General features: G+C 72.7%; 15 protein-coding genes. 9 read left to right on the forward strand and 6 right to left on the reverse strand.

The window, feature by feature from the left end; translation table 11 throughout:
- Positions 1 to 9 precede the first annotated feature (9 nt).
- On the reverse strand, positions 10 to 1,293 hold the full coding sequence (locus ACN28C_RS27680) for a glycosyltransferase (protein WP_422770447.1): 1,284 nt from the start codon (positions 1,291 to 1,293) through the stop codon (positions 10 to 12).
- Between the two features lie 498 nt (positions 1,294 to 1,791).
- Between ACN28C_RS27680 and mbhE the strand changes: the two genes are divergently transcribed.
- The 6 genes from mbhE to mnhG are packed head-to-tail and all read left to right on the forward strand — an operon-like array spanning position 1,792 to position 7,840.
- Positions 1,792 to 4,731 (forward strand): hydrogen gas-evolving membrane-bound hydrogenase subunit E, encoded by a 2,940-nt coding sequence (gene mbhE, locus ACN28C_RS27685; RefSeq protein ID WP_422770448.1) that lies wholly within the window; start codon positions 1,792 to 1,794, stop codon positions 4,729 to 4,731.
- A complete protein-coding gene (locus ACN28C_RS27690) occupies positions 4,728 to 5,108 on the forward strand; it encodes a Na(+)/H(+) antiporter subunit C (protein WP_422770449.1) in 381 nt (126 codons plus the stop codon). The genes mbhE and ACN28C_RS27690 overlap by 4 nt, the downstream gene beginning before the upstream one ends.
- Positions 5,105 to 6,649 (forward strand): proton-conducting transporter membrane subunit, encoded by a 1,545-nt coding sequence (locus tag ACN28C_RS27695; RefSeq protein WP_422770450.1) that lies wholly within the window; start codon positions 5,105 to 5,107, stop codon positions 6,647 to 6,649. Before ACN28C_RS27690 ends, ACN28C_RS27695 begins: the two co-directional genes overlap by 4 nt.
- Positions 6,646 to 7,203: a Na+/H+ antiporter subunit E gene (locus ACN28C_RS27700; protein WP_422770451.1), complete on the forward strand. Its 558-nt coding sequence runs from the start codon at positions 6,646 to 6,648 to the stop codon at positions 7,201 to 7,203. Before ACN28C_RS27695 ends, ACN28C_RS27700 begins: the two co-directional genes overlap by 4 nt.
- Complete coding sequence (locus ACN28C_RS27705) at positions 7,200 to 7,460, forward strand: monovalent cation/H+ antiporter complex subunit F (protein WP_422770452.1); 261 nt, start codon at positions 7,200 to 7,202, stop codon at positions 7,458 to 7,460. Before ACN28C_RS27700 ends, ACN28C_RS27705 begins: the two co-directional genes overlap by 4 nt.
- Positions 7,457 to 7,840, forward strand: a complete 384-nt coding sequence (gene mnhG, locus ACN28C_RS27710; protein WP_422770453.1) for a monovalent cation/H(+) antiporter subunit G — start codon at positions 7,457 to 7,459, stop codon at positions 7,838 to 7,840. Before ACN28C_RS27705 ends, mnhG begins: the two co-directional genes overlap by 4 nt.
- 131 nt (positions 7,841 to 7,971) lie before the next feature.
- Here the strand turns inward: mnhG and ACN28C_RS27715 are convergent, their stop codons facing one another.
- The 5 genes from ACN28C_RS27715 to ACN28C_RS27735 form a co-directional block, all read right to left on the reverse strand.
- Positions 7,972 to 8,991, reverse strand: a complete 1,020-nt coding sequence (locus ACN28C_RS27715; RefSeq protein ID WP_422770454.1) for a sodium:calcium antiporter — start codon at positions 8,989 to 8,991, stop codon at positions 7,972 to 7,974.
- A complete protein-coding gene (locus ACN28C_RS27720; RefSeq protein ID WP_422770455.1) occupies positions 8,988 to 10,169 on the reverse strand; it encodes a YihY/virulence factor BrkB family protein in 1,182 nt (393 codons plus the stop codon). The genes ACN28C_RS27715 and ACN28C_RS27720 overlap by 4 nt, the downstream gene beginning before the upstream one ends.
- Before the next feature lie 73 nt (positions 10,170 to 10,242).
- Complete coding sequence (locus tag ACN28C_RS27725; RefSeq protein WP_422770456.1) at positions 10,243 to 13,344, reverse strand: FAD-binding and (Fe-S)-binding domain-containing protein; 3,102 nt, start codon at positions 13,342 to 13,344, stop codon at positions 10,243 to 10,245.
- Positions 13,341 to 15,104: a thiamine pyrophosphate-dependent enzyme gene (locus tag ACN28C_RS27730; protein WP_422770457.1), complete on the reverse strand. Its 1,764-nt coding sequence runs from the start codon at positions 15,102 to 15,104 to the stop codon at positions 13,341 to 13,343. The genes ACN28C_RS27725 and ACN28C_RS27730 overlap by 4 nt, the downstream gene beginning before the upstream one ends.
- A gap of 255 nt (positions 15,105 to 15,359) precedes the next feature.
- Entirely contained in the window at positions 15,360 to 16,646 is a 1,287-nt protein-coding gene (locus ACN28C_RS27735) for an endonuclease/exonuclease/phosphatase family protein (protein ID WP_422770458.1), read from the reverse strand.
- 646 nt (positions 16,647 to 17,292) lie between these two features.
- Here ACN28C_RS27735 and ACN28C_RS27740 point away from each other — a divergent pair.
- From ACN28C_RS27740 to ACN28C_RS27750, 3 genes are read left to right on the forward strand one after another with little or no spacing between them, the layout of a single operon-like run.
- Positions 17,293 to 19,698 carry a nitrate- and nitrite sensing domain-containing protein gene (locus ACN28C_RS27740; protein WP_422770459.1) on the forward strand — a complete coding sequence of 802 codons (2,406 nt, stop codon included), beginning with the start codon at positions 17,293 to 17,295 and terminating at the stop codon, positions 19,696 to 19,698.
- Positions 19,695 to 20,132 (forward strand): roadblock/LC7 domain-containing protein, encoded by a 438-nt coding sequence (locus ACN28C_RS27745; RefSeq protein WP_422770460.1) that lies wholly within the window; start codon positions 19,695 to 19,697, stop codon positions 20,130 to 20,132. Before ACN28C_RS27740 ends, ACN28C_RS27745 begins: the two co-directional genes overlap by 4 nt.
- Positions 20,122 to 20,487, forward strand: a complete 366-nt coding sequence (locus ACN28C_RS27750; protein ID WP_422770461.1) for a DUF742 domain-containing protein — start codon at positions 20,122 to 20,124, stop codon at positions 20,485 to 20,487. Before ACN28C_RS27745 ends, ACN28C_RS27750 begins: the two co-directional genes overlap by 11 nt.
- The last annotated feature ends 8 nt before the right edge of the window (positions 20,488 to 20,495 follow it).

A 20,495-nucleotide genomic window follows, 5' to 3' on the forward strand; every position in this document is an offset into this window, starting at 1 on the left:
ACGGGCGGGTCAGCCGGTGTGCCGCAGCTGACCGGACGGGGTGGCGGGGCGTCTGGTCCGGGTCGTCCAGACGGGCAGCAGATCCTCGGCGAGGACCTGCTGCCAGGTGCGGTGCCGGGTGCGGGAGGTGTGCGCGGCCTCGGCGGCGACGGCGCGGTGGCGCGCGGGATCGTCGATGAGCCGGGCGAGTTCGGTGGCCCAGCCCGCGGGCGTGTCGGGTGCGACGGCTATGCCGTCGGTGCCGGGCCGGGCGAACCAGGCGGTGGTGCGGGCGCCGGCCGGTAGCAGGACGGGCAGGCCGCAGGCCATGGCCTCGGCGACGACGTTGCCGGCGGTCTCGCTGCGGGAGGGGAAGGCGAGTACGTCGGCGCCGGCGTAGGTGGCGGCGAGTTCCTCCTGCGGGATCTGCCCGAGCAGGGTGACCGATTCGCCGAGCAGTCGGGCCAGGGCGGCCTGCTGGGCGCCGCTGCCGGCGACGACGAGTTCGACGGGGCGGCCGGTGGCGCGCAGCATGCGTACGGCCTCGCCGAGCAGCATGACGCGCTTGGAGGCGTCGACCCGGCCGACGAAGAGTACGACGAACCGTCCGGGGTGCGGTGGTGCGGCGGGCGCTGTCCTGTTCGTGACGGTGGGAAATCGGCGGGTGTCGATGCCGCGACCGAGTAGGGCCACCCGGTCGGGGCCGACGAGGCGGGCGATCTCGGCGCGCTCGTCCTCGGTGGCGACCAGTACGGTGTCGCACAGGCGCAGGAACCGGTCCCGGCGGCGCCGGGCCAGGTGGCCGGCGAGCCGCGCGAGCGGGCTGCCGGCGTCGTGGTGGGCGGGATGGGGACCCAGCGGTGCCGCCGCCCGGATGATCTGGTCGACGTAGGCGGTGGTCAGCACCGGTACGTCGGTGTGCAGCGAGGCGGTGAGCCGGCGGTCCGGATGTCGCCTCGCGAGTCGGGCCGCGGTGGCGGCGAAACCGAAGGCGTGGGTCAGGTGCCACACGTCGTGCCGGGGTAGCAGGGTCGCCAGGCGCGGGTGGTGCGGGGTCAGGTCCGTGGCGTCGACCCCGCCGAGGTGCCGGGCCAGCGTCCGGTTGCCGAGTATCGGACGCAGAGTCACGATCCGGACAGCGGGTGAGAGGTGCCGCGCCTCCTCTCGCCGTCCGAGCAGGTAGACGGTGAGGTCGATGCCGAGGTCGGCCGGATCGATCGATGCGGCGGCCCCGGCGAACCGTTCCCAGCACTTGACGTGACCACCGGCGAGCGGGCCACCGGCCAACTCGACCAGGACACCCACGGACGGCACGGACGCTTCCCGGCAGGGGTACCGCATGGCGCGACATACCCTGCAGGGAAGAAATAACACTTGCTCGTGTTTGTGGCTGTTCGTGAGTGGTATGGGAGCTTCAGCCGAGTCGGCCCTCACCGCTCAGCGCGGGCCGCCCCGGGGGGACGGACTCGGCCGCCCCGCGCTCGCCGCCGGCCGCTCGGCCCCGGCGCACGACCCACCATCTACCGGCTACCGGCCGGCGCCACGGCGGGCCTTCCGGCGTCGGCCGACGAGGCAGAGCACCGCCAGCGAGACCGCGCCCACCTCGGGGGCGGACCGGGCTCGCGCCGGGCTGCCGGCAACACCACACTGCGGGTGGGTCGGTCCGGTGGCCGCAGGGCGCCGTCGCCCCAGGCGACGTACCGGCCACTGTGGATGACCGCCTCCCGGCATCCACGCCGTGGACCCGGTAGTTCCGAGGGCGTTCGGCAGGCGGACGATTGCCGAACGGCTCTGGGGGTAGGTCTGCTCTCGATGGGCCCCCTCGTCCTGCTCGCCCTAGCCGCGCCGGCCACCGGCGCGGCCGTGCGGCGATGGGGACCGCGCGCCCTGTTCGCGGCGGCCGGGGTGCTGGCCGTGGCCCTGTTGTGGACACTGGGCCGCGCCGGCGGTGCCGTTGCTGGACAGCCCTGGCGACAGGAACTGCCCTGGGCACCTGATCTCGGACTCGTCATCGCACTCCGGCTCGACTCGCTCGCGTTGGCGGTGGCGGTCCTGGTGACCGGAGTCGGTGCCGCCGTGCTGGCGTACGCCGCCCGGTACTTTCCCGCCGGGGACGGCGCCGTCCCGCGCAGCGCGAGTGTGCTGGTGGCGTTCGCCGCCGCCATGTACGGCCTGGTGCTGGTCGACAACCTCCTGGTGCTCTACGTCTTCTGGGAGCTGACCACCGTCTGCTCGTTCCTGCTCATCGGCCATCACCACGCCGAGCCGGCCGCGCGCCGGGCCGCCCGCCAGGCGCTCCTGGTCACCACGGGGTTCGGGCTGGCGATGCTTGTGGGTTTCGTGCTGCTCGGCCAGCGAGCCGGCACGTACCAGATCTCGGCGCTCGTCGCCGACCCACCGCGCGGTCCGGCGGTGACCCTCGCCGCCGTGCTGATCCTGCTCGGCGCCTTCGCCAAGGCGGCGCAGGTCCCCCTGCACGGTTGGCTGCCCGCCGCCATGGTGGCACCGACGCCGGTCAGCGCCTACCTGCATGCGGCGGCGATGGTGAAGGCCGGCATCTACCTCGTGGCGCGGCTGACGCCCGTCTTCGCCCCGGTGCCGGCCTGGCGGTGGAGCGCGGTCGGGGTCGGTCTGGCCAGCCTGCTCTACGGCGGCTGGCAGGCCCTGCGCCAGGACGACCTGAAGCGGCTGTTGGCCTTCGGCACCATCAGCCAGCTCGGCCTGCTGACCGTGCTCGCCGCGGCGGGTACCCGGGTCGCCGCGCTGGCGCTGGTCGCACTGCTGCTGGCGCACGGCCTGTTCAAGGCGACACTCTTCCTGGCCGTGGGCGTCATCGACCAGCACCTCGGCGAACGCCGGATCAGCCGGCTCGCCGGTGCCGGCCGGGCCCTGCCCGTGGTGGCCGGCGCGGCGGTGCTGGCCGGTGCCTCGATGGTCGGGTTTCCCCCACTGCTCGGCTATGTCGCCAAGGAGGCGGCACTGTCGGCGTTCATGCACGGCGGCGGGCTCGATCTCGTCGTCCTCGTCGGCGTGGCGGCGGGGTCGGCGCTCACCGTGGCGTACACCCTGCGCCTGCTGGCGGGCGGCTTCGGCGGCTCCGCCCGCGACACCGGCTCCTCCGCCGACGGCCACCCCTCGACCGGCGGGACGCGCGTCGCGAAACGACCCGCCGCCGCGCTGGTCGCCGCGCCCGCCGTACTCGCCCTCGCCGGGCTCGCCGGCGGCCTGCTCGCCTCCCCGGTGCACCGGCTGGCAGCCGGGCACGCGGCGGCGTTTCCGGTCGCCGGAGAACCGGGGTACGAACTGGCGCTCTGGCACGGGTTCGGTCCGCCGCTGGTCATCTCGGCACTGCTGCTCGGCACCGGTGCGGCCGGCTACGCGGCCCGCCGGTGGCTGGCACCACCCGTCGGCGACGAGCCCCCGGCCGCGCCGGTGCTGCGCCGCATCCTCTGGCTGGTGCAGGTGACCGCCCGCGCGGTGACCCGGCGCATCCAGGTCGGCTCGCTGCCGGCGTACCTGATGGTCATCCTGGCGGTGGTCGTCGCGGTGCCCGGCGCCGGCCTGCTGGCGGGACCGCTCGGATCGGTGACCGGCCGGTGGTCGGACAACCCCATGCAGCTGGTACTCGGCGTGGTGGCGCTGGCCTGTGCCGCCGGTGTCGTCGCCGCGCGGCGGCGGCTCGTCGCGGTGGTGCTCGCCTCCGGGGTCGGGTACGCGGTGACCGGGCTCTTCGCCCTGCACGGCGCCCCGGACCTCGCGCTGACCCTGCTGCTGGTCGAGACGCTGTCGCTGGCAATGCTGGTGCTGCTGCTGCGCCGCCAGCCGGCGACATTCCCGCGGCCGCCCCGCTCGGTGCGCCGCGCCCTGCGGGCCGGGCTGGCCGCCGCCCTCGCCGGGGGTGCCGCCGCCCTCTTCGTCACCCTGCTGCTCCTCGGCTCCGGCGCCCGCCGCTGGCCGGCGGTGTCGGACCGCCTCCCGGAGCTCGCCCGGGAAGCCGGTGGACACAACCTGGTCAACCTGCTCCTGGCGGATTTCCGGGCACTGGACACCCTCGGTGAGATCAGTGTCCTCACGGTGACGGCGATCGGCGTGGCGAGCCTGGTGGCCCCGGCGTCGTTGCGACCGGACCGGGACCCACCGGGCGGCTCCGGCGAGACCGAGGAGCGGCGGGAGCCGCCGCTGGGCGAGCGCTCGATCGCGCTGGAACTCACCGTCCGGATACTTGTGCCGCCGATCCTGGTCTTCGCCGCCTACCTCCTCTTCGCCGGCCACGAACGGCCCGGCGGCGGTTTCGTCGCCGGCCTGGTCGCCGGCACCGCATACGTGCTCCGGTACGTCGCCGGCGGACCACGGGAACTCCGGGCCGCCTGGCCCTGGCGGCCCACCCCCTTCCTCGGTGCCGGGCTGGTGCTGGCACTCGGCACGGGCATCGCCGGCTGGCTGGGCACCGGCGACTTCCTGGGAAACGCCCACCTGACCCTGCGCCCGCCGCTGCTCGGCGAGGTGGCACTGCACACCAGCCTGGTCTTCGAGACCGGCATCGCCGTGCTGGTACTCGGGCTGGTCGTGACCCTCCTCTACGAGCTGGGCGCGGTGATCGGCGAGCGCGGCGATCCGCCGGGCGCTCCCGGCCGCGTTGTCGATGAGGTCGGTGACGATCCGGCCGCCCCGGACACCGGCTCCGCAGGGGACCGGGTCCCGGCCGTCGCTGGCGAGCCGGCGCCGGCCGCCGGCCCGGAGGTGGAGCGGTGAGCCTGCCCAGTCTGGTCCTGGCGGCCGTCGCGGCCGGACTCTACGCGGCCGGGCTCTACCTGGTGATGCAGCGCCCGTTGCTGCGCATCCTGCTCGGGTTCATCCTGCTCGGCCACGCCGCCAACATCGCCCTGCTGCTCGCCGGTGGCGCGGCCGGCGCGCCGCCACTGCTGCCGCTGCCCGGCGCCGGCGAGCCCGTCGCCGACCCGCTGCCACAGGCCATGGCGCTGACCGCGATCGTCATCACCTTCGGTACGACGGCGTTCGCCCTCGCGCTGGCCTACCGGGCCTGGCGGGCCACCGGCCAGGACCAGGTACGCGACGACGTCGAGGACCGCCGGCTGGCCGGCGACGAGCCACCTGGGGGATCGCGGTGAGCACACCCTGGGAGGTCCTCGTGCCGCTGCCGGTGGTGCTGCCGCTGCTCGGCGCCGGGCTCGGCCTGTTACTGGGCCGGTCGGCCATGCTCCGGGTGCTGAGCGTGCTGATCCTCGCCGCCGACGTCGCCGTCGCCGGTGCGCTGCTGGTGCGGGCGGACGGCTCCGGACCGGTCGGTGTCGCGGCGGGCGGCTGGTCCGCACCACTGGGCATCGCCCTGGTCGCCGACCGACTCGCCGCGTTACTGCTGCTCACCTCGTCTCTCGTCCTGCTCGCGGTGCTCGTCTACGCGATGGCCGAGCGGTCCCTCACCGGCGGGCAGGAGGCGGTGGAGCCGCGCGTCTTCCACCCCGGCTATCTGGGCCTGGCGGCCGGGGTGAATCTCGCCTTCCTCAGCGCCGACCTGTTCAACCTGTTCGTGGCCGTGGAGCTGACCCTGGCCGCCAGCTACGTGCTGATGACGCTGGGGCCGACGCCGCCGCGCGTACGCGCCGGCATGACGTACCTGGTGGTCAGCCTGACATCGTCGATTCTCTTCGTGACGGCGGTGGCGATCTGCTACGCCGCCACCGGCACCCTGAGCCTGGCACAGCTCGGCCAGCGGCTCCCACAACTGCCGGAGGGGTTGCAGACCTCGCTGGCGCTACTGCTCTTCGTCGTCTTCGGGATCAAGGCGGCGGTCGTCCCGCTGCACATGTGGCTGCCGGACAGCTATCCGACCGCGTTGGCGCCGATCACCGCGGTCTTCGCCGCGCTGCTGACCAAGGTGGCGGTCTACGCGCTGGTCCGTACCCAGACCCTCATCTCACCGGCGGGCGCACCGTCCCGGCTGGTACTCGGGTTCGCGCTGGCCACCCTGCTGGTCGGGCTCTTCGGCGCGCTGGTGCAGCGTGACCTCAACCGGCTGCTCTCGCTGGTGCTGGTGGGCCACATCGGATATCTGCTCTTCGGCCTGGGGCTCGACACGGCGGCGGGGCTGCGCGGCGCGATCCTCTACATGCTGCACCACATCGTCGCGCTCGCCACGCTCTTCATGGCCGCCGGCATGGTCCGGCTGGCGGCCGGGAGCGCCCGGCTCGACAAGGTACGCGGGCTGAGCCACACGGCTCCGGTGATCGCGGTACTGTTCCTCGTACCCGCACTGAGTGTCAGTGGTGTCCCGCCGTTCTCCGGCTTCGTCGCCAAGCTGGCGCTGGTGCAGGCCGGCGTCGCGGCCGGCCGGCCGGAGGCGTACCTCCTCGTCGGGACCGGCGTGTTCGTCAGTCTTCTCACCCTGCTGGCGATGTCCCGGGTGTGGATGCGGATGTTCTGGGGCGAACCCGGACCGGCCGGCGACCCGCCGGTGCCGGGCCTGGGCCGGGCCGGCCAGTCCGCGCCGGCCACCCTGATGGCGGCGACCACCGCCGGCGTGCTGGTCGCCGGGCTCGCCCTCGCCGTGCTCGCCGGCCCGCTCTCCGAGATCGCCGGCCGGGCCGCGGCCGATCTGCTCGACCCGACCGCCTACCGGGCGGCGACCCTCGGGACGGGAGTCGCGCCGTGACCGGCCGGCTGGGCTCACGGCTACCCGAAGGGCTCTTCCTGATCGCGGTGTGGGTGCTGCTGTGGCAGCGGATCACCCTCGCCGCGGTGCTCAGCGGGGTGGTGGTCGCCCTGCTCGTGCTCTGGCTGGCGCGGCTGCCCGGACGGTCCGAACGGTCCCGGCTGTCCCCGGAAGCGCTGGGGGCGGTGCTGCACGCGCTCGGCGGCATCGCGGCCGGCGCCGCCGTGCTGAGCTGGTGGGCGGTGACCGGGCCGCGCCGGCTGCGCGGCGCCGCCGTGGTGGTGCCGCTCCGCTCCACCTCCAACCGGGTGCTGACCATGGTGGCCGTGGCGGTCAGCGCCCAGCCCGGGACGGTCGTGCTCTACGCCAACCGCCACGAGTCACTGCTGCACGTGCACTCCGTGCCGGTGCGGCACGACAGCGCCCCGGACGCGGCCGGAGCCCGGGTGCGTGACCAGGTTTGGGCGACCGAGGACCGGCTGGTCCGGGCGTTCGGCACGGCCGAGGACCGGGGACTGCTCCGCCGGCACGGCAACGAGGAGGCTGACCGATGACCGTGATCTTCACGATCACCCTCGCACTGCTGGCCACAGCGGCCCTGCTGGTGACGGTACGGCTGCTGCGCGGTCCCTCGGCGCTGGACCGGATACTCGCCGCGGACGTGCTCTCCGTGCTGCTGGCGGGTGGCCTCGCGGTCGACGCGGCCCGCCGTGGCTCGGTCGAGGCACTCGCCGTGCTGCTGGTGGTCAGCCTGCTCGGCTTCACCGGCACGCTGCTGGCGGTACGGTTCGTGGGGCAGGACGCCCGATGAGTCCCGCCGACTGGGCTTCCGCCGTCCTGCTGCCCGCAGGTGCGGTGCTGTGCCTGCTCGGTGCGGTCGGCCTGGTGGCGTTCCCCGACCTGCTGACCCGCCTCCACGCGGCGGCCAAGGCACAGACCGCCGGCCTCCTGCTGCTGCTCTGCGGCGCCGCGGCGCAGGTCGGCGGGGTGGCCGCCGCAGCACTGCTGCTGGTCGCGGCGTTCCAACTCCTGACGGCGCCGGCCGTGGCCCAGGCCATCGGCCGGGTGGCCTACCGGGAGGGCGTCTACCGGGCCGACGTACTCGTCGCCGACGAGCCCACGGCGTCGGTGATCCGCTCGCCCAGGGCCGAGCAGCAGCCGCCCGAGCTCCCGCCCTCCCCCTTACCGTAGAGGGAGCCGTCGCGGCGGTCAGCGCCAGCCCTGCCAGCACGGCCACCCGGTCGGTCACCGCCGCACCCGCACGCCGACGGCCCGGCGCGGCATCCACCATGGAGGGTCCGGTTCCTGCCCGCCGCCCGGCTTCAGCCGAGGGTGAAGAGCAGGGCGACCGCCGCCGCGTAGATGGCGGGGATCGCCACGCCCTCGAAGCCGACCCCACGGCGTTCCCGGAGGATCAAACCGGCGCAGAGCGTCGCCGTGATCAGCAGGGTGGCACCGGTGAGCAGCAGGCCGGCCGGCCCGGCGGCGGCGTAGATCGGCCCGGGCCGGTAGGCGGCGTCAGCCAGTGGGAGCATGAGGGAATCGAAGATGTTGCCGCCGAGGATGTTTCCCACGCCGAGCGTGATGGCGCCGATGCGCACGGCTGCCAGCAGCGTGATCAGTTCCGGCGCGGAGGTCACGATGGTGGTCAGGGTGAACCCGACGAGCCCGCTCGGCAGGCCCGTTCCGGCGACGATGCCCAGCCCCGCCTCGCCGATCACGTAGCCGGTGGCCGCCACCACGACGGCGAGCCCCGCCAGCCGCCACCACAGCACCGGTGTCCGGGTCCGCACCGTGGTGTCGGGCGAGTCCTGCCGCGTGTCGGCCGTCTTCTTGGCCTGCCACATCGGTTCACGTCGCAGGCGCCGGATCAGCACCAGACCGTAGCCGTAGAAGAGCGGGATCAGCAGGCTGGCGGGATGGACCCAGAGCAGTCGCAGGTCGGGCGTGGCGTACGCGATCACCGGCAGGCTCAGCAGGGCGATCATCACCAGCGCCTGCATGATGTTCTCCAGCGAGGCCGCCGCGTGTTCCAGGTTCGCCCGCCGGTAGAGCAGGTCGGCTATGGCCAGCCAGACGGACTGCACCGCTATGCCGCCGATCGGGTTCGCCAGGGTGAACTCGGCATCGCCGCGCAGGCCGCCGGTCACGATGGTCCCGATGCCGGGCAGCGATGTCACGGCTCCGAGCAGCAGTCCACCCGCGACCGCCTCGCCGAGCCCGGTGCGGTCGGCGAGTTCGTCTGCGGTCCTGGCCAGCGGGCGTCCGATCAGCACGATCGCGACGAGGGCGCCGGCCAGCGCGAGCGCGGAGAGCGGTAACGGCCAGTGCTCTGCGGTCATTCTCTCGTGTCTCCTGCGGCTTTCGGCCCGTCTGCTGCGGCTTCCGGCTCGTCTGCTGCGGCTTCCGGCTCGTCCTCGGCGGTCTCCGGCTCCCGGTGCCGCTCACGGGCGTCGCGGCGGCGGTCGCGGGCGTCCCGGCGGCCCTCCTGGGTGGACCGGTCGGGCCAGCGGGCGTCGATCGCCGCGTTGACCTCCGCCCCGATCAGCACCGCCAGGGCCGTGACGAAGAAGAAGATCAGAACCGCGATTGGCGCCGAGGCCGGGCCGGTGTCGGTGCGCAGGCTCGACGCGAGGTAGCCGCGCAGCGCCGCGCTGCCCGCCACCCAGATCAGCAACGCGAGGACGGCTCCCGGCAGGTCCCTGCGCCAGCGGGTCCGGGTCGGCACCGCGACGTGGTAGAGCGAGGTGAGCGCGGCGATCGACAGCGCCAGGACCACCGGCCAGTACGCCACCGGGACGAGCCAGCCCAGATCCGGACCGGGCAGCCGGGCCAGCAGCCGCTCCAGCAGCTCGGGCCCGAGCACGAGCAGCGGCAGCAGGATCACCCCGATCACCAGCGCGGCCAGATACAGGGCCAGGCTCAGCAGCCGGGTACGCCAGAAGCTGCGCAGACCGTCCATCCCGTACGCCAGGGTGATGGCGGTGACGTAGTTGCTCAGCGCCGCCGAACCGCTCCAGAGCGCGAGGATCAACCCCACGGAGACGACGCCGGAGTCCCCCTCCCGGAGCGTGCTCTCCACCAGCGGTCTGATCACCGTATCCATCGTCTGGTCGGTGAAGACGCCGCCCGCCCAGCGCAGGATCGCGGTCGCGACCTGCTCGGTGGTGCCGGGTCCGAGCAGACCCTCAAGCTGGCCGATCAGTCCGAGCAGGGCGAGCAGCAGCGGCGGCATCGAGAGCATGGTCCAGAAGCTGGCCTCGGCGGCGAGACCGTGGATCCGGTGCCGGAGCGACCGGCGTACCGCCCGGTCGCCAAGCTGGACCGTGACCCGCCCGCCGGACCGCACCCGGTGTCGCAGCGACCGCGTGAGGCCGCCGTGCCCGTCGTCGCCGTGCCGCCGGCCGCCCGCGTCCCGCCGCCCGCCGCCCGGCTCCGGACCATGCCCGCCGCCCGACTCCGGACCATGCCCGCCGCCCGACTGTGAACCGTGCGGCAGCACCCTCACATCACCCGCCACCGCTGCGCGGTCCCGCCCGCCGCCGGCACCTGTCCGGACAGGATGTCCGTGCGACGGCGCGGCGCCCAAGCGCTCACCGCCGCATCCGCCGGCCGGCCCAGACCGCCACGCCCAGCGCCGTGGCGACGAGACCGCCGGCCGCACCCGCGGTCGCCGCCACCCGCGCCGCCCGGGACGGCTGCTCCGGCCGGTCGGCCCAGCACCGCTCGGGCTCCTCCCGGCCGTCGTCGCCGCGCAGCGCGGCGCGCAGCAGTTCGGCCAGGTGTACGGCGCCCCGCCCGTTTGCATCGCCCTGGGCGATCTGGGTACGGCAACTGAACCCGTCGGCCAGCACGACGTCCGCCCGGCCGGCGTCACGTACGGCGGGCAGCAGGACCCGCTCGGCACAGTCCGTCGAGACCTCGTAGTGTCCCTGCTCGAAGCCGAAGTTGCCGGCGAGCCCGCAGCACCCGGAGTCCAGCACGTCGACGTCGACGCCGGCACCGGCGAGCAGCGCGGCGTCGGCGTCGAAGCCCAGAACCGCGTGCTGGTGACAGTGCCGCTGCACGTGTGCGGTCCGGGCCAGCCGGGGTGCCTTCCAGCCGGGGCTGTGCGTGCCGAGCAGCTCGGCGAGGGTGACGGTCTGCCGGCGCAGCCGTTCGACGTCCGGGTCGTGCGGAAAGAGCTCCTCGGCGTCGGCGCGGAACACCGCCGTGCAGCTGGGTTCGAGGCCGAGCACCAGAGTGCCGGCCCGCAGGTGCGGTCGGAGGGTCTCGACGGTACGCATGAGCACCCGCTTGGCCACGTCGAGCTGGCCGGTGGAGATCCAGGTCAGGCCGCAGCAGACCGGACGTTCCGGCACCCGTACGCGCCAGCCGGCCTGCTCCAGCACCTCCACCGCGGCCCGCGCGACGCCCGGCTCCAGATGGTTGGTGAAGGTGTCCGGCCAGAGCACCACCTCGCCGCGCTCGCCGGTGCCGCCCGGGGTGCGGCCGGCGAACCACTGCTGGAAGCTCGTCGGCGCGAAGAGCGGCACCTGCCGGCGCGGGTCGACCCCGGCGGCCTTCTTGGCCAGCCAGCCCAGCCCCGGCGCCCGGGCGAACGCGTTCACCAGCCGGGGTGAGGTCCGGGCCACCAGCGCGGCGGCCAGCGGCAGCCAGCCCATCGAGTAGTGGGCCCGGGGGCGCAGCCGCCCGGCGTAGTGCTGCGCCAGGAACTCCGCCTTGTAGGTCGCCATGTCGACGTTGACCGGGCAGTCGGCCTTGCACCCCTTGCAGGCCAGGCAGAGGTCGAGCGCGTCCAGGACCGCGTCGGAGCGCCAGCCGTCGGCGATCGGCCCGCCCCGGGCGGTGCCGTCGAGCATCTCGAAGAGCAGCCTGGCCCGGCCGCGGGTGGAGTGCTCCTCCTCCCTGGTGACCATGTAGGAGGGACACATCACCCCGCCGCCCTCCCGGCGGCACTTGCCCACCCCGACGCAGCGCAGCACGGCCCGGCTGAAGCTGCCCGAGTCGTGCGGATAGCCGAAGTGGGTGGCCACGTCGCCGTGGTCGTAGTCGACACCGAGCCGCAGGTGGCTGTCGAGCGGGTCGGGCGCAGAGACCTTGCCCGGGTTCATCCGGTCGTCCGGATCGAAAATCCCCTTGAACTGGGCGAAGGCGTCGACCAGCCGCTCACCGAACATCTTCGGCAGCAGCTCGCCCCGGGCCTGCCCGTCGCCGTGCTCGCCGGAGAACGATCCGCCGTACCGGGTCACCAGGTCGGCGGCGCGTTCCAGGAAGGAACGGTAGTCCCGGACCCCGTCCGGGTTGACCAGGTCGCACGGGATCCGGGTGTGCACGCAGCCCTGCCCGAAGTGCCCGTAGAGCGACGCCTGCCCGTAGCCGTACTCACGGAGGAGCCCGCGCAGGTCGCGCAGGTACTCGCCGAGCCGGGCCGGGGCGACGGCGGAGTCCTCCCAGCCGGTCCAGGTGTCCGGCAGCCCTGGGACCCGGGCGGTGGCGCCGAGCCCGGACTCCCGGATCAGCCAGAGCTGCTTCTGCTGCTCCGGGTCGTCGAAGTAGCCCACGCCGGGGTCGTCACGCCGCTTGCCCAGTGCCCGCAGCAGCCCGTCGGCGGCCGCCGTGGCCTCCTCCCGCCGGCCGCCGCCCAGTTGCACCAGCAGGTAGGCGCCCCCTTCGGGCAGCAGCGTCAGCGCATCCGGGTTGAGGTGCTTGCGCTGCTGGAAGCCGATCAGCGCCCGGTCGATGCCCTCCAGGGCGATCGGCCGGTGCGGCAGGATCTCCGGCACGGCGTCGGCGGCGACGGCGATGTCCGGATATGCCAGCACCACCAGGGTACGGGCCGGCACGACCGGCACCAGCCTCAGCCGGGCGCGCAGCACCACGACGCAGGTGCCCTCGCTGCCGACCAGGGCCCGACCGACGTGGAAACCCTGCTCCGGCAGGAGACTGTCGAGGTTGTAACCGGAGACCCGGCGCGGGATGTCGGGATAGCGGGTACGGATCTCCGCCGCCTGCGCGTCGCGGAGCGCACGCAACTGCCGGTATACCTCGGCCCTGCGACCCCCCTCCGTCTGGATCCGGGCGTACTCCTCGTCGGAGGTCGCGCCGACCCACATCCGGGTGCCGTCGTAGAGCAGCACCTCCAGCTCGACGACGTTGTCGACCACCTTGCCGGCGCGCTGGGCGGTGGCCCCGCAGGAGTTGTTGCCGATCATGCCGCCCAGGGTGCAGTGGTTGTGGGTGGCCGGCGCCGGCCCGAACTCCAGGCCGGTCTCCTTCAGCTCGTCGTTGAGGGTGTCCAGCACGATGCCGGGCTCGACCACGCAGGTACGCCGGTCGGTGTCGACCGCCACCAGCCGGTGGCAGTACTTCGACCAGTCGATGATCACTCCTGTGTTGGTGGACTGGCCGGCCAGGCTCGTGCCACCGCCCCGGGAGGTGATCGGGGCACCGTGCCGCCGGCAGACCCGCACCGCGGCGACGGCCGCCTCCACGGTGCGGGGCAGCACCACACCGATCGGCACCTGCCGGTAGTTCGAACTGTCCGTCGAGTACGCCCCGCGCGAGCCGGCGTCGAAGCGCACCTCCCCGTCGACCTCGGCAGCCAGGTCGCGTTCCAACGCCGCCGCGTCGACCTCGGGAACGTCTCCCGGCGCACGCACCCGCACCGGGTCGGGTAGTCGGGTCCGGGTCATGAGCGGAGCTGGTTGATCTTGTCGCGGGCTACCGTCGCGAGGGTGGCGGCCTTGTGCGGCTGCCCGCGCAGGAACGCCTCCGTGAAGTGCTTGGCCTGCTCGTAGTTGACCTTGCCGGGCATCGGCGGCTCGTGCGGGTTGACGTCGCAGTCCACCAGCGCCGGGCCCGGGTGCGCCAGGGCCTCCTCGAGCACGCCGGCCACGTCGCCGGGATCCTTGACCTTCATCCCGTACGCCCCGCAGGCGCGTGCCCAGGCGGAGAAGTCGGCCTCCGGTTCGCGGTGCCGGACCGCGTACTCCGGATAGCCGAGCACGATCTGCTCCCACAGGATCTGCCCGTAGGAGTTGTTGTTGTTGATGACGACCTTGATCGGCAGCTCGTGCCGCACGGCGGTGAGAAACTCGGCCATCAGCATGGCGAAGCCGCCGTCCCCGACGAAGGCGATCACCTGCCGCCCAGGAAAGGCGTGCTGCATCGCGATCGCGTACGGCAGGCCGGGTGCCATCGTCGCCAGGTTCCCCGACAGATAGAACTGGCGGTCGCCGCGGATCGTCCAGTGCCGGGCCGCCCAGGTGGCGATGGTGCCGGAGTCACAGGTGAGGATGGCGTCGTCGGCGGCGAACCGGTCGATGCAGCCGGCGAGGTACTGCGGGGCGATGGGGTCCCGGTCGGCGTCCTGGAGCGCGGTCATGTTCTGCCGCCAGTCCGCCATCGCCCGCTGGTACTTCTCCAGGAAGCTCCGGTCACCTGCGGAGACCATCGGCAGCAGCCCCTGCAGGGCGAGCTTGGCGTCCGCGGCGACCGGCGCCTCGACCGGCAGGCGGAGCCCGAGCAGCGAGGGGTCGGCGTCGATCTGGACCACCCGCACCTTGCCCGCCTGCGGCAGGAACTTCCCGTACGGGAAGGAGGTGCCGACCATCAGTAGCGTGTCGCACTCCTCCATCAGTTCCTCGCTCGGTCTGGTGCCGAGCAGCCCGAGCCCACCCGTGGTCAGCGGGTGGTCATCGGGCACGACGGCCTTGCCGGGCAGGGTCTTGACCACCGGGGCGCCGAGCCGGTCGGCGAGCGCGATCACCTCGTCCCGGGCGTGCAGCGCGCCCACCCCGACCAGGATGGCCGGCTTGCGGGCGGCGCCCAGCACCTCGGCCGCCCGGCGCAACTGCTCCGCCTCGGGCGGCAGCGGCGGCAGCGCCACGTTCGGCAGGCTGACCGGCGGCATACCGGGACCGACGTGCCGGTATGGGTCCTCGTCGATCTCGGCCACCTGGATGTCGTTCGGGAAGGTCAGGTGCGACACGGTGCGCTTGCTCAGCGCGTTGCGGATCGCGAGGTCGACGACCGCCGGCATCTGCTGCGGGTTGGTCACCATCAGGTTGTAGTCGGCCACGTCCGAGTAGAGCCGGTCGACGTGCACCTCCTGCTGGTAGTGCGTGCCCAGCATCGCCGTCTCCTGCATGCCGGTGATGGCCAGCACGGGCGCGTGGTCGAGCTTCGCGTCGTAGAGGCCGTTGAGCAGGTGGATGGCGCCGGGCCCGGAGGTCGCCACGCAGACTCCGATCCGCCCGGTGGCCTTGGCGTAGCCGGCGGCCATGAAGGCCGCCGCCTCCTCGTGGTGCACGAGGACGAACCGGAGCTTCTCCCGTTGCCGGCGGAAGCCCTCCATCAGCCCGTTGATGCCGTCGCCCGGCAGTCCGAACACCGTGTCGACGCCCCACTCGACCAGCCGCTTGGCCAGGCTTTCCCCCACTATCTCCCGCACGGTCGCGCTCCCTTTCGCCGATTCGATGTTCGCCGCGACAACCACCAGCGCGGACGTGGTCGGCGGGTGTCGCCGGACCGGCTGGCGAGGCGGGCCGGGTCCGACGCATCCGTCGACCGGCCCGCCGGCGATTTTGTGTCGCCTACCCCTGCGCGCCCCGGGCAAACACGACCCGGCAGGCGATTCGCGCGAAGACGGGACGGGGCTGCCCGCCGGTCGCGAGCAGCCCCGTATCCGTCGTCCGCGCCGGCGCCGCTACCGCCGGAGGCGCAGGTCGAGCCAGACCAGCCGGTGGTCGGAGCTGGGGAAGGGGAACGTCCCGGTGAGCCGCGAGAGCGGATCGCCCGCCGGCGGCCAGAAGACGCCGCCGCCGGCCACGTCGAGCCCCCGGGAGGGCAGCACGTAGTCGGCGCGCAGGTTGCCCGGCCCCGGCACGTCGGCGAAGTCCGCCGTGTCGTGGCGCGGGGCGCTGCGGTGCGTGGTGTTGGCTTCACCCTGCAGGGCGCTGGCCTCGGCGGCACCGGCGCTGGACGGCGTGAACCGGCTGTCGATCCAGCGGTGGTCGAGCAGCTGCTGAGCCGCACCGGGGAGGCTGTCCCCGTCGTACGGATCGGAGTTGAGGTCACCGGCGATCACGAACTGCTCGCCCGGTCGCAACCCGCCGCGCCGGCCGTGGTCGTCGTAGATGTATCGACCGCTGCCGGGACGCACGTAGTCCGCCCAGAACCGGATCTCGTCGGAGTTGCGCCGCCCGTTGCGGTCCTCCGCGCCGTCGAAGACCGGCGGCGTCGGGTGACTGACCAGGAAGTGCACCGTCCGGCGCCCGATCCGCACCGGCAGGTCCCAGTGGCTCTTCGACGACAGCCGAACTGTCGCCAGTTCCTCGGGCGAATACCAGTCGGCCGGCGCCGGCGTGGCCGGGTCGTCCGGCAGCAGCGCGCCCGGCATGTCCTTCCAGCGGAACTTCTGGAAGGTCCGGACCTGCCGGGTGTCGATCGGGTGGCGGGAGTAGACGACCATGCCGTACTGGCCGGGGAAGGCGCCGAAGCCGAGCGCGTCGTCGCCGTAGCCGGGCGCACCGGGCTCGGTGACCACGGCGCCGTCGTTGTTGAGGTCGTGACCGGAGGCGATGCCGGTGTTGCTCGGCGCGATGAACCGGTACGGATATCCGATCGGCCGGGCGCCGTTCTGGCCGACCGAGAGATAGTTCTCCTGGAACAGCCGCGCCGCCACCGGGTCGAAGTCGAACTCGTTGATCAACAGCACGTCCGGCCGGCTGCGCTGCACGATCTCGGCGATCGTGCCGGCCTGCGCGTTGCCGGGCCGGGACAGATCCGAACGCAGCGCCCCCTCGGCGCCACGGTTGAGCGAGGCGTTGAACGTGGCGAACCGCACCTCGGCGCCGCCGCGCGGCGCGGCCGGACCGCCGCCGTGCGCCAGGGCCGGCGCCGCGACGGCGGGGAGGCCGGCGGCGGCGACCGCGGCGGCGAGCAGACCCGCCCGAATTGCCGACCGGCGGGTCCGCCTTGAACTGGGGGACATACTTCCTCCTTGGCGTCGTTGTCGTCCGCGTGTCTATCGCCGGGCACCGACCATCCGGTGGCGACGACGTGAATACTGGGCTTCGCGCCTGATCATCGGCGGCGACAGCCTGGCGGGTAGATCCGGGTGCCCGGGGGGCGGGAGGCGGGGTGTAACCTCCTATCCGGCGATGGCGGCCTCCCGGACCCGGACAGCTGGGATTCCGGATCCCGCCATAGACCGCAGCAGCTCCGACTGAGAACATCACGACCGAGGTCCTGCGGTGCCTCCGCACAGTGCTATGCCGCCCGTACGGGAAGAAAAAGCAGCTCAACCGGTCGCACGCGTCCATCGTGGACGTCTCGGGCCGCCCCTCAGCAGAGCGGCATCGGGATATCGACGGACGCGGAGGATCGGCTGTTTCATACTCCGACCGGACGGGCTAGTGCGAGACCGGACAGATTGGTAGGGTTGCGCACACATCGGTAGCGGCCAGCCTTGTCTAGCCGCTGGTTTTTTCTGGGCTGCCCACGATTGGATATCCAAGTTGGCGGACAAGCAAGCCGACAGCGCGAGCACACAACCAGATCCGGAGAGGCAGCGTCCGTCGACATCGAACCGACGGCGTGGTCGCCAAGAGTCGATCAGGCGACGCGTCATCAGGCTCGTGCTCATTCCCAGTGTCGTCGCTCTCGCTCTCTGGCTCGTGGCCTCCGGATACCTTGTTTTTCAAGGATTTTACAATCGCGAGGTCGCCAACAGCGTCCGCAACGTTTCGATTCCCGCGGTTCCGGCGCTCGCCGCGCTCCAGCAGGAACGCCGGCTGAGTGTGGCCTATCTGGCCCAGCCGAACCGGGATCCCCAGCCGCTGCTCGCGCAGCGGGAGCAGACGGACCAGCGGCTGGCCGAGTTGCGCACCGCCGCGAAGCCGGCCCTGTCGAACGCCCCCCAGTCCATCACCACCCGCTGGCAGGCGTTGACGGACCAGCTCGACCAGCTCCCCGACCTGCGTACGACGGTCGACTCGAGGACGGCCGGCGGCTCGCGGGTCTACGATTTCTACAATGGAATCCTGGCCACCGCGACCAACCTCTTCGACACCCAGGCCCGGATCGTGCCCGACGTCGCCGCGAGCCTCGGCGGCATCACGGCGACGGACGCGTTCCGGGTCAGCGACCAGATGTCCCGGGCCGGCTCGACGATCGACACCGCCTTCAGCTCGCGCAAACTCACCGAGCAGGGACACCTGGAGTTCGTGGCTCTGGTCGGTGCCTACCGTGCCGCCCTCACCAACGTCGCGCCACACCTGGAACCTGCGGCGCGCGCGCACTACGAGACCATCACGGCCGGTGATCCCTGGAAGGAACTCGTCGCCGCGGAGAACGCGCTGATTGGGGCGGGTGCCTGGGACGACGGGATCCCCCGCGGCCTCCCGATCAACCGGACCCGGTGGGAAACGGTCACCAGGCAGGTCTCCGACGAGCTCATCGACATGGCGGTGATCCAGGCCGACCGGGCGTCGGCCGAGGCTCTGCGCACCGGTAACAACCAGCTGTTGACCGCGTCGCTCGGCAGTCTCCTCGCGCTGGCGGTCGCCATCGCCGCGATCCTGTGGGCACTGCGTCAGTCCCGCATCCTGGTGGACCAGGCCCTCTCCGTCCGGTTGGGCCGGCTGGGCCAGGAAGCCGCCGCGGTCGTGGACGAGCGGCTCCCGATGATGATGGCCCGGCTGCGGCGCCGGGAAAAGGTCGACCTCGCGGTCGAGTTGCCCAGCCGCGACTACGGCAGCGACGAGATCGGCCAGGTCGCCGAGGTGATCAACAGGTCGCTGCGCGCGGCGGCCGCCGCGGCCGTCGACGAGGCGAAGACCCGCGCCGCCGGTCTCGCCATGCTGATGGGTGTGGCCCGCCGCCCGCAGCGCCCCTTGCAGCGCGGCCTGAAGGTGATCGAGGAGTTGCAGGACCGGGTCGGCGACGAGAAGCTGCTGACCGAGCTCTTCGACATCAACCACCAGCTCACCCAGACCCGACGCTTCCTGGAAAACCTGGTCATCCTCGCCGGTGGCCAGATCGGGCGCCGGTTCCACAACCCCGTTCCGGTACGCCGGGTGCTGCTGGCCGCGTTCGCGGAGGCACAGCAGTACCAGCGGATCACGCTGCGCGGCGCGCCCGACGTGGCGCTGGCCGGCCGCGCCGTCGCCGGCACCATCCACCTGCTGGCCGAGTTGCTTGACAACGCGCTGGTCTTCTCCCCGCCGAAGACGACGGTCTGGGTCACCTGCAACGAGGTCAAGCACGGCGTCGCGGTGGAGATCGAGGACGGCGGCGTGGGGATGAACGCCGAGGCGCTGGAGAGCGCGAACGAGTTGCTGGCAACGGCTCCCACCCCGGACGTGGCAGCGCTGAAGGACGGCGCGCAGGTCGGTCTGCACGTCGTCGCCGAGCTCGCCAAGCGCGACGGCATCCAGGTCAGCCTCCGCACCTCCGCCTACGGTGGTCTGCTCGCCATCGTGCTGCTGCCCGAGCGGCTGATCACGACCGGACCGGTCGGATCGGGGACGGACCGGACGGACCCCGACCTCCATCTGCCGGTGATGGCCGGTGCGGTTCCGGCCCGTGCCGGTGCCGGCGCCCGGATGCCGCGTCACGGTGGCGACGGCCCGGGCGGTACGGTCGGCACCGTCACGAACGGGTCGTCCCAGCCACGCCGCCGTACGGCCGAGACACGACGGACCGACCGGGTCGGCGAGATGACCAGCGAGCGCCGGGCCAACGGCAGTGCCGGCACACCGCAGCCCCCGCCGCGCCGCGCCGACGCCGCCGCGGCTCCGCCGGGGACCATCGACCGGCCACCCCTGCCCAACCGGCAACCGCAACAGCACATCGCACCGGAGCTGCGGGAGGACAAGAACCCCGCCACGGGCACCGCCTCACCGGCGGCCGGGGCGACGAGGTCGCCCGAAGAGGCCCGGGAGCGGTTCACGCGGTACCAGCGGGCGTGGGCCGCCGGCAAGACAGATGGCAACGACAACACGGAAGAGTCAACCAGCGACGAGCAAGGCGGCAAAGCGTGACCAATTCGACCCCCGGGAATGACCTCACCTGGATGCTGGACGAGCTAGTAGAGGTTCCCGACGTTGTCTACGCCGTCGTACTGTCGACCGACGGGCTGATCGTCCAGAAATCCACATCACTGACCCAGGACGCCGCCGAACTCCTTGCGGCCGGCGCCTCCTCGCTGCACAGTGTCGCCGCCGGAATGGGGCGCCGGTTCGAGAGCGGGCAGGTCCAGCAGGTCATCATCGAGTACGACGGCCAGACCCTCTTCGTCGCCGCCGCCGGCCAGAATGCGCGGCTGGCCGTACTCTGTGAGCAGAGTGTCGACATGGGTACGGTCGCGTACGAGATGAGCCGGCTCGTGACCCGGATCGGTGAACACCTCGGCGCCGAGGTGCGCCGGACGGCGTCGGCCGCCAATGGCCAGCAGGGCAGGGGTTATGGCATATGACGTGTGGGACGGCGACGACGAGGCACAGGCCGGGCGGCTAGTACCGCTGTACGTCCTCGTCAACGGGCGCACGAGCCCGCGCAACAGCAATCTCGACCTGGCCACCCAGGTCATCGCCCTACCGGTCGATCCGAGCCGGCTGGAACTCGAATACCGGGAGATCATCGACCGCTGCGCACGCTGGATATCGATCGCCGAGATCGGCGCCTACCTGCACCGGCCGCTCACCATCACGAAGGTGATGGTGGACGTGCTACTCGAACAGGGATACGTGCGCATCGGCGCTCCGGCGCAGCAGAAGATTGCGGATCGGCGGCTTCTGGAAACGGTTCTCGCTGGTCTCGAGAGACTATAGACAAGGGA

Source organism: Plantactinospora sp. WMMC1484 (assembly GCF_049315195.1).
Classification (GTDB): Bacteria; Actinomycetota; Actinomycetes; order Mycobacteriales; family Micromonosporaceae; genus Plantactinospora.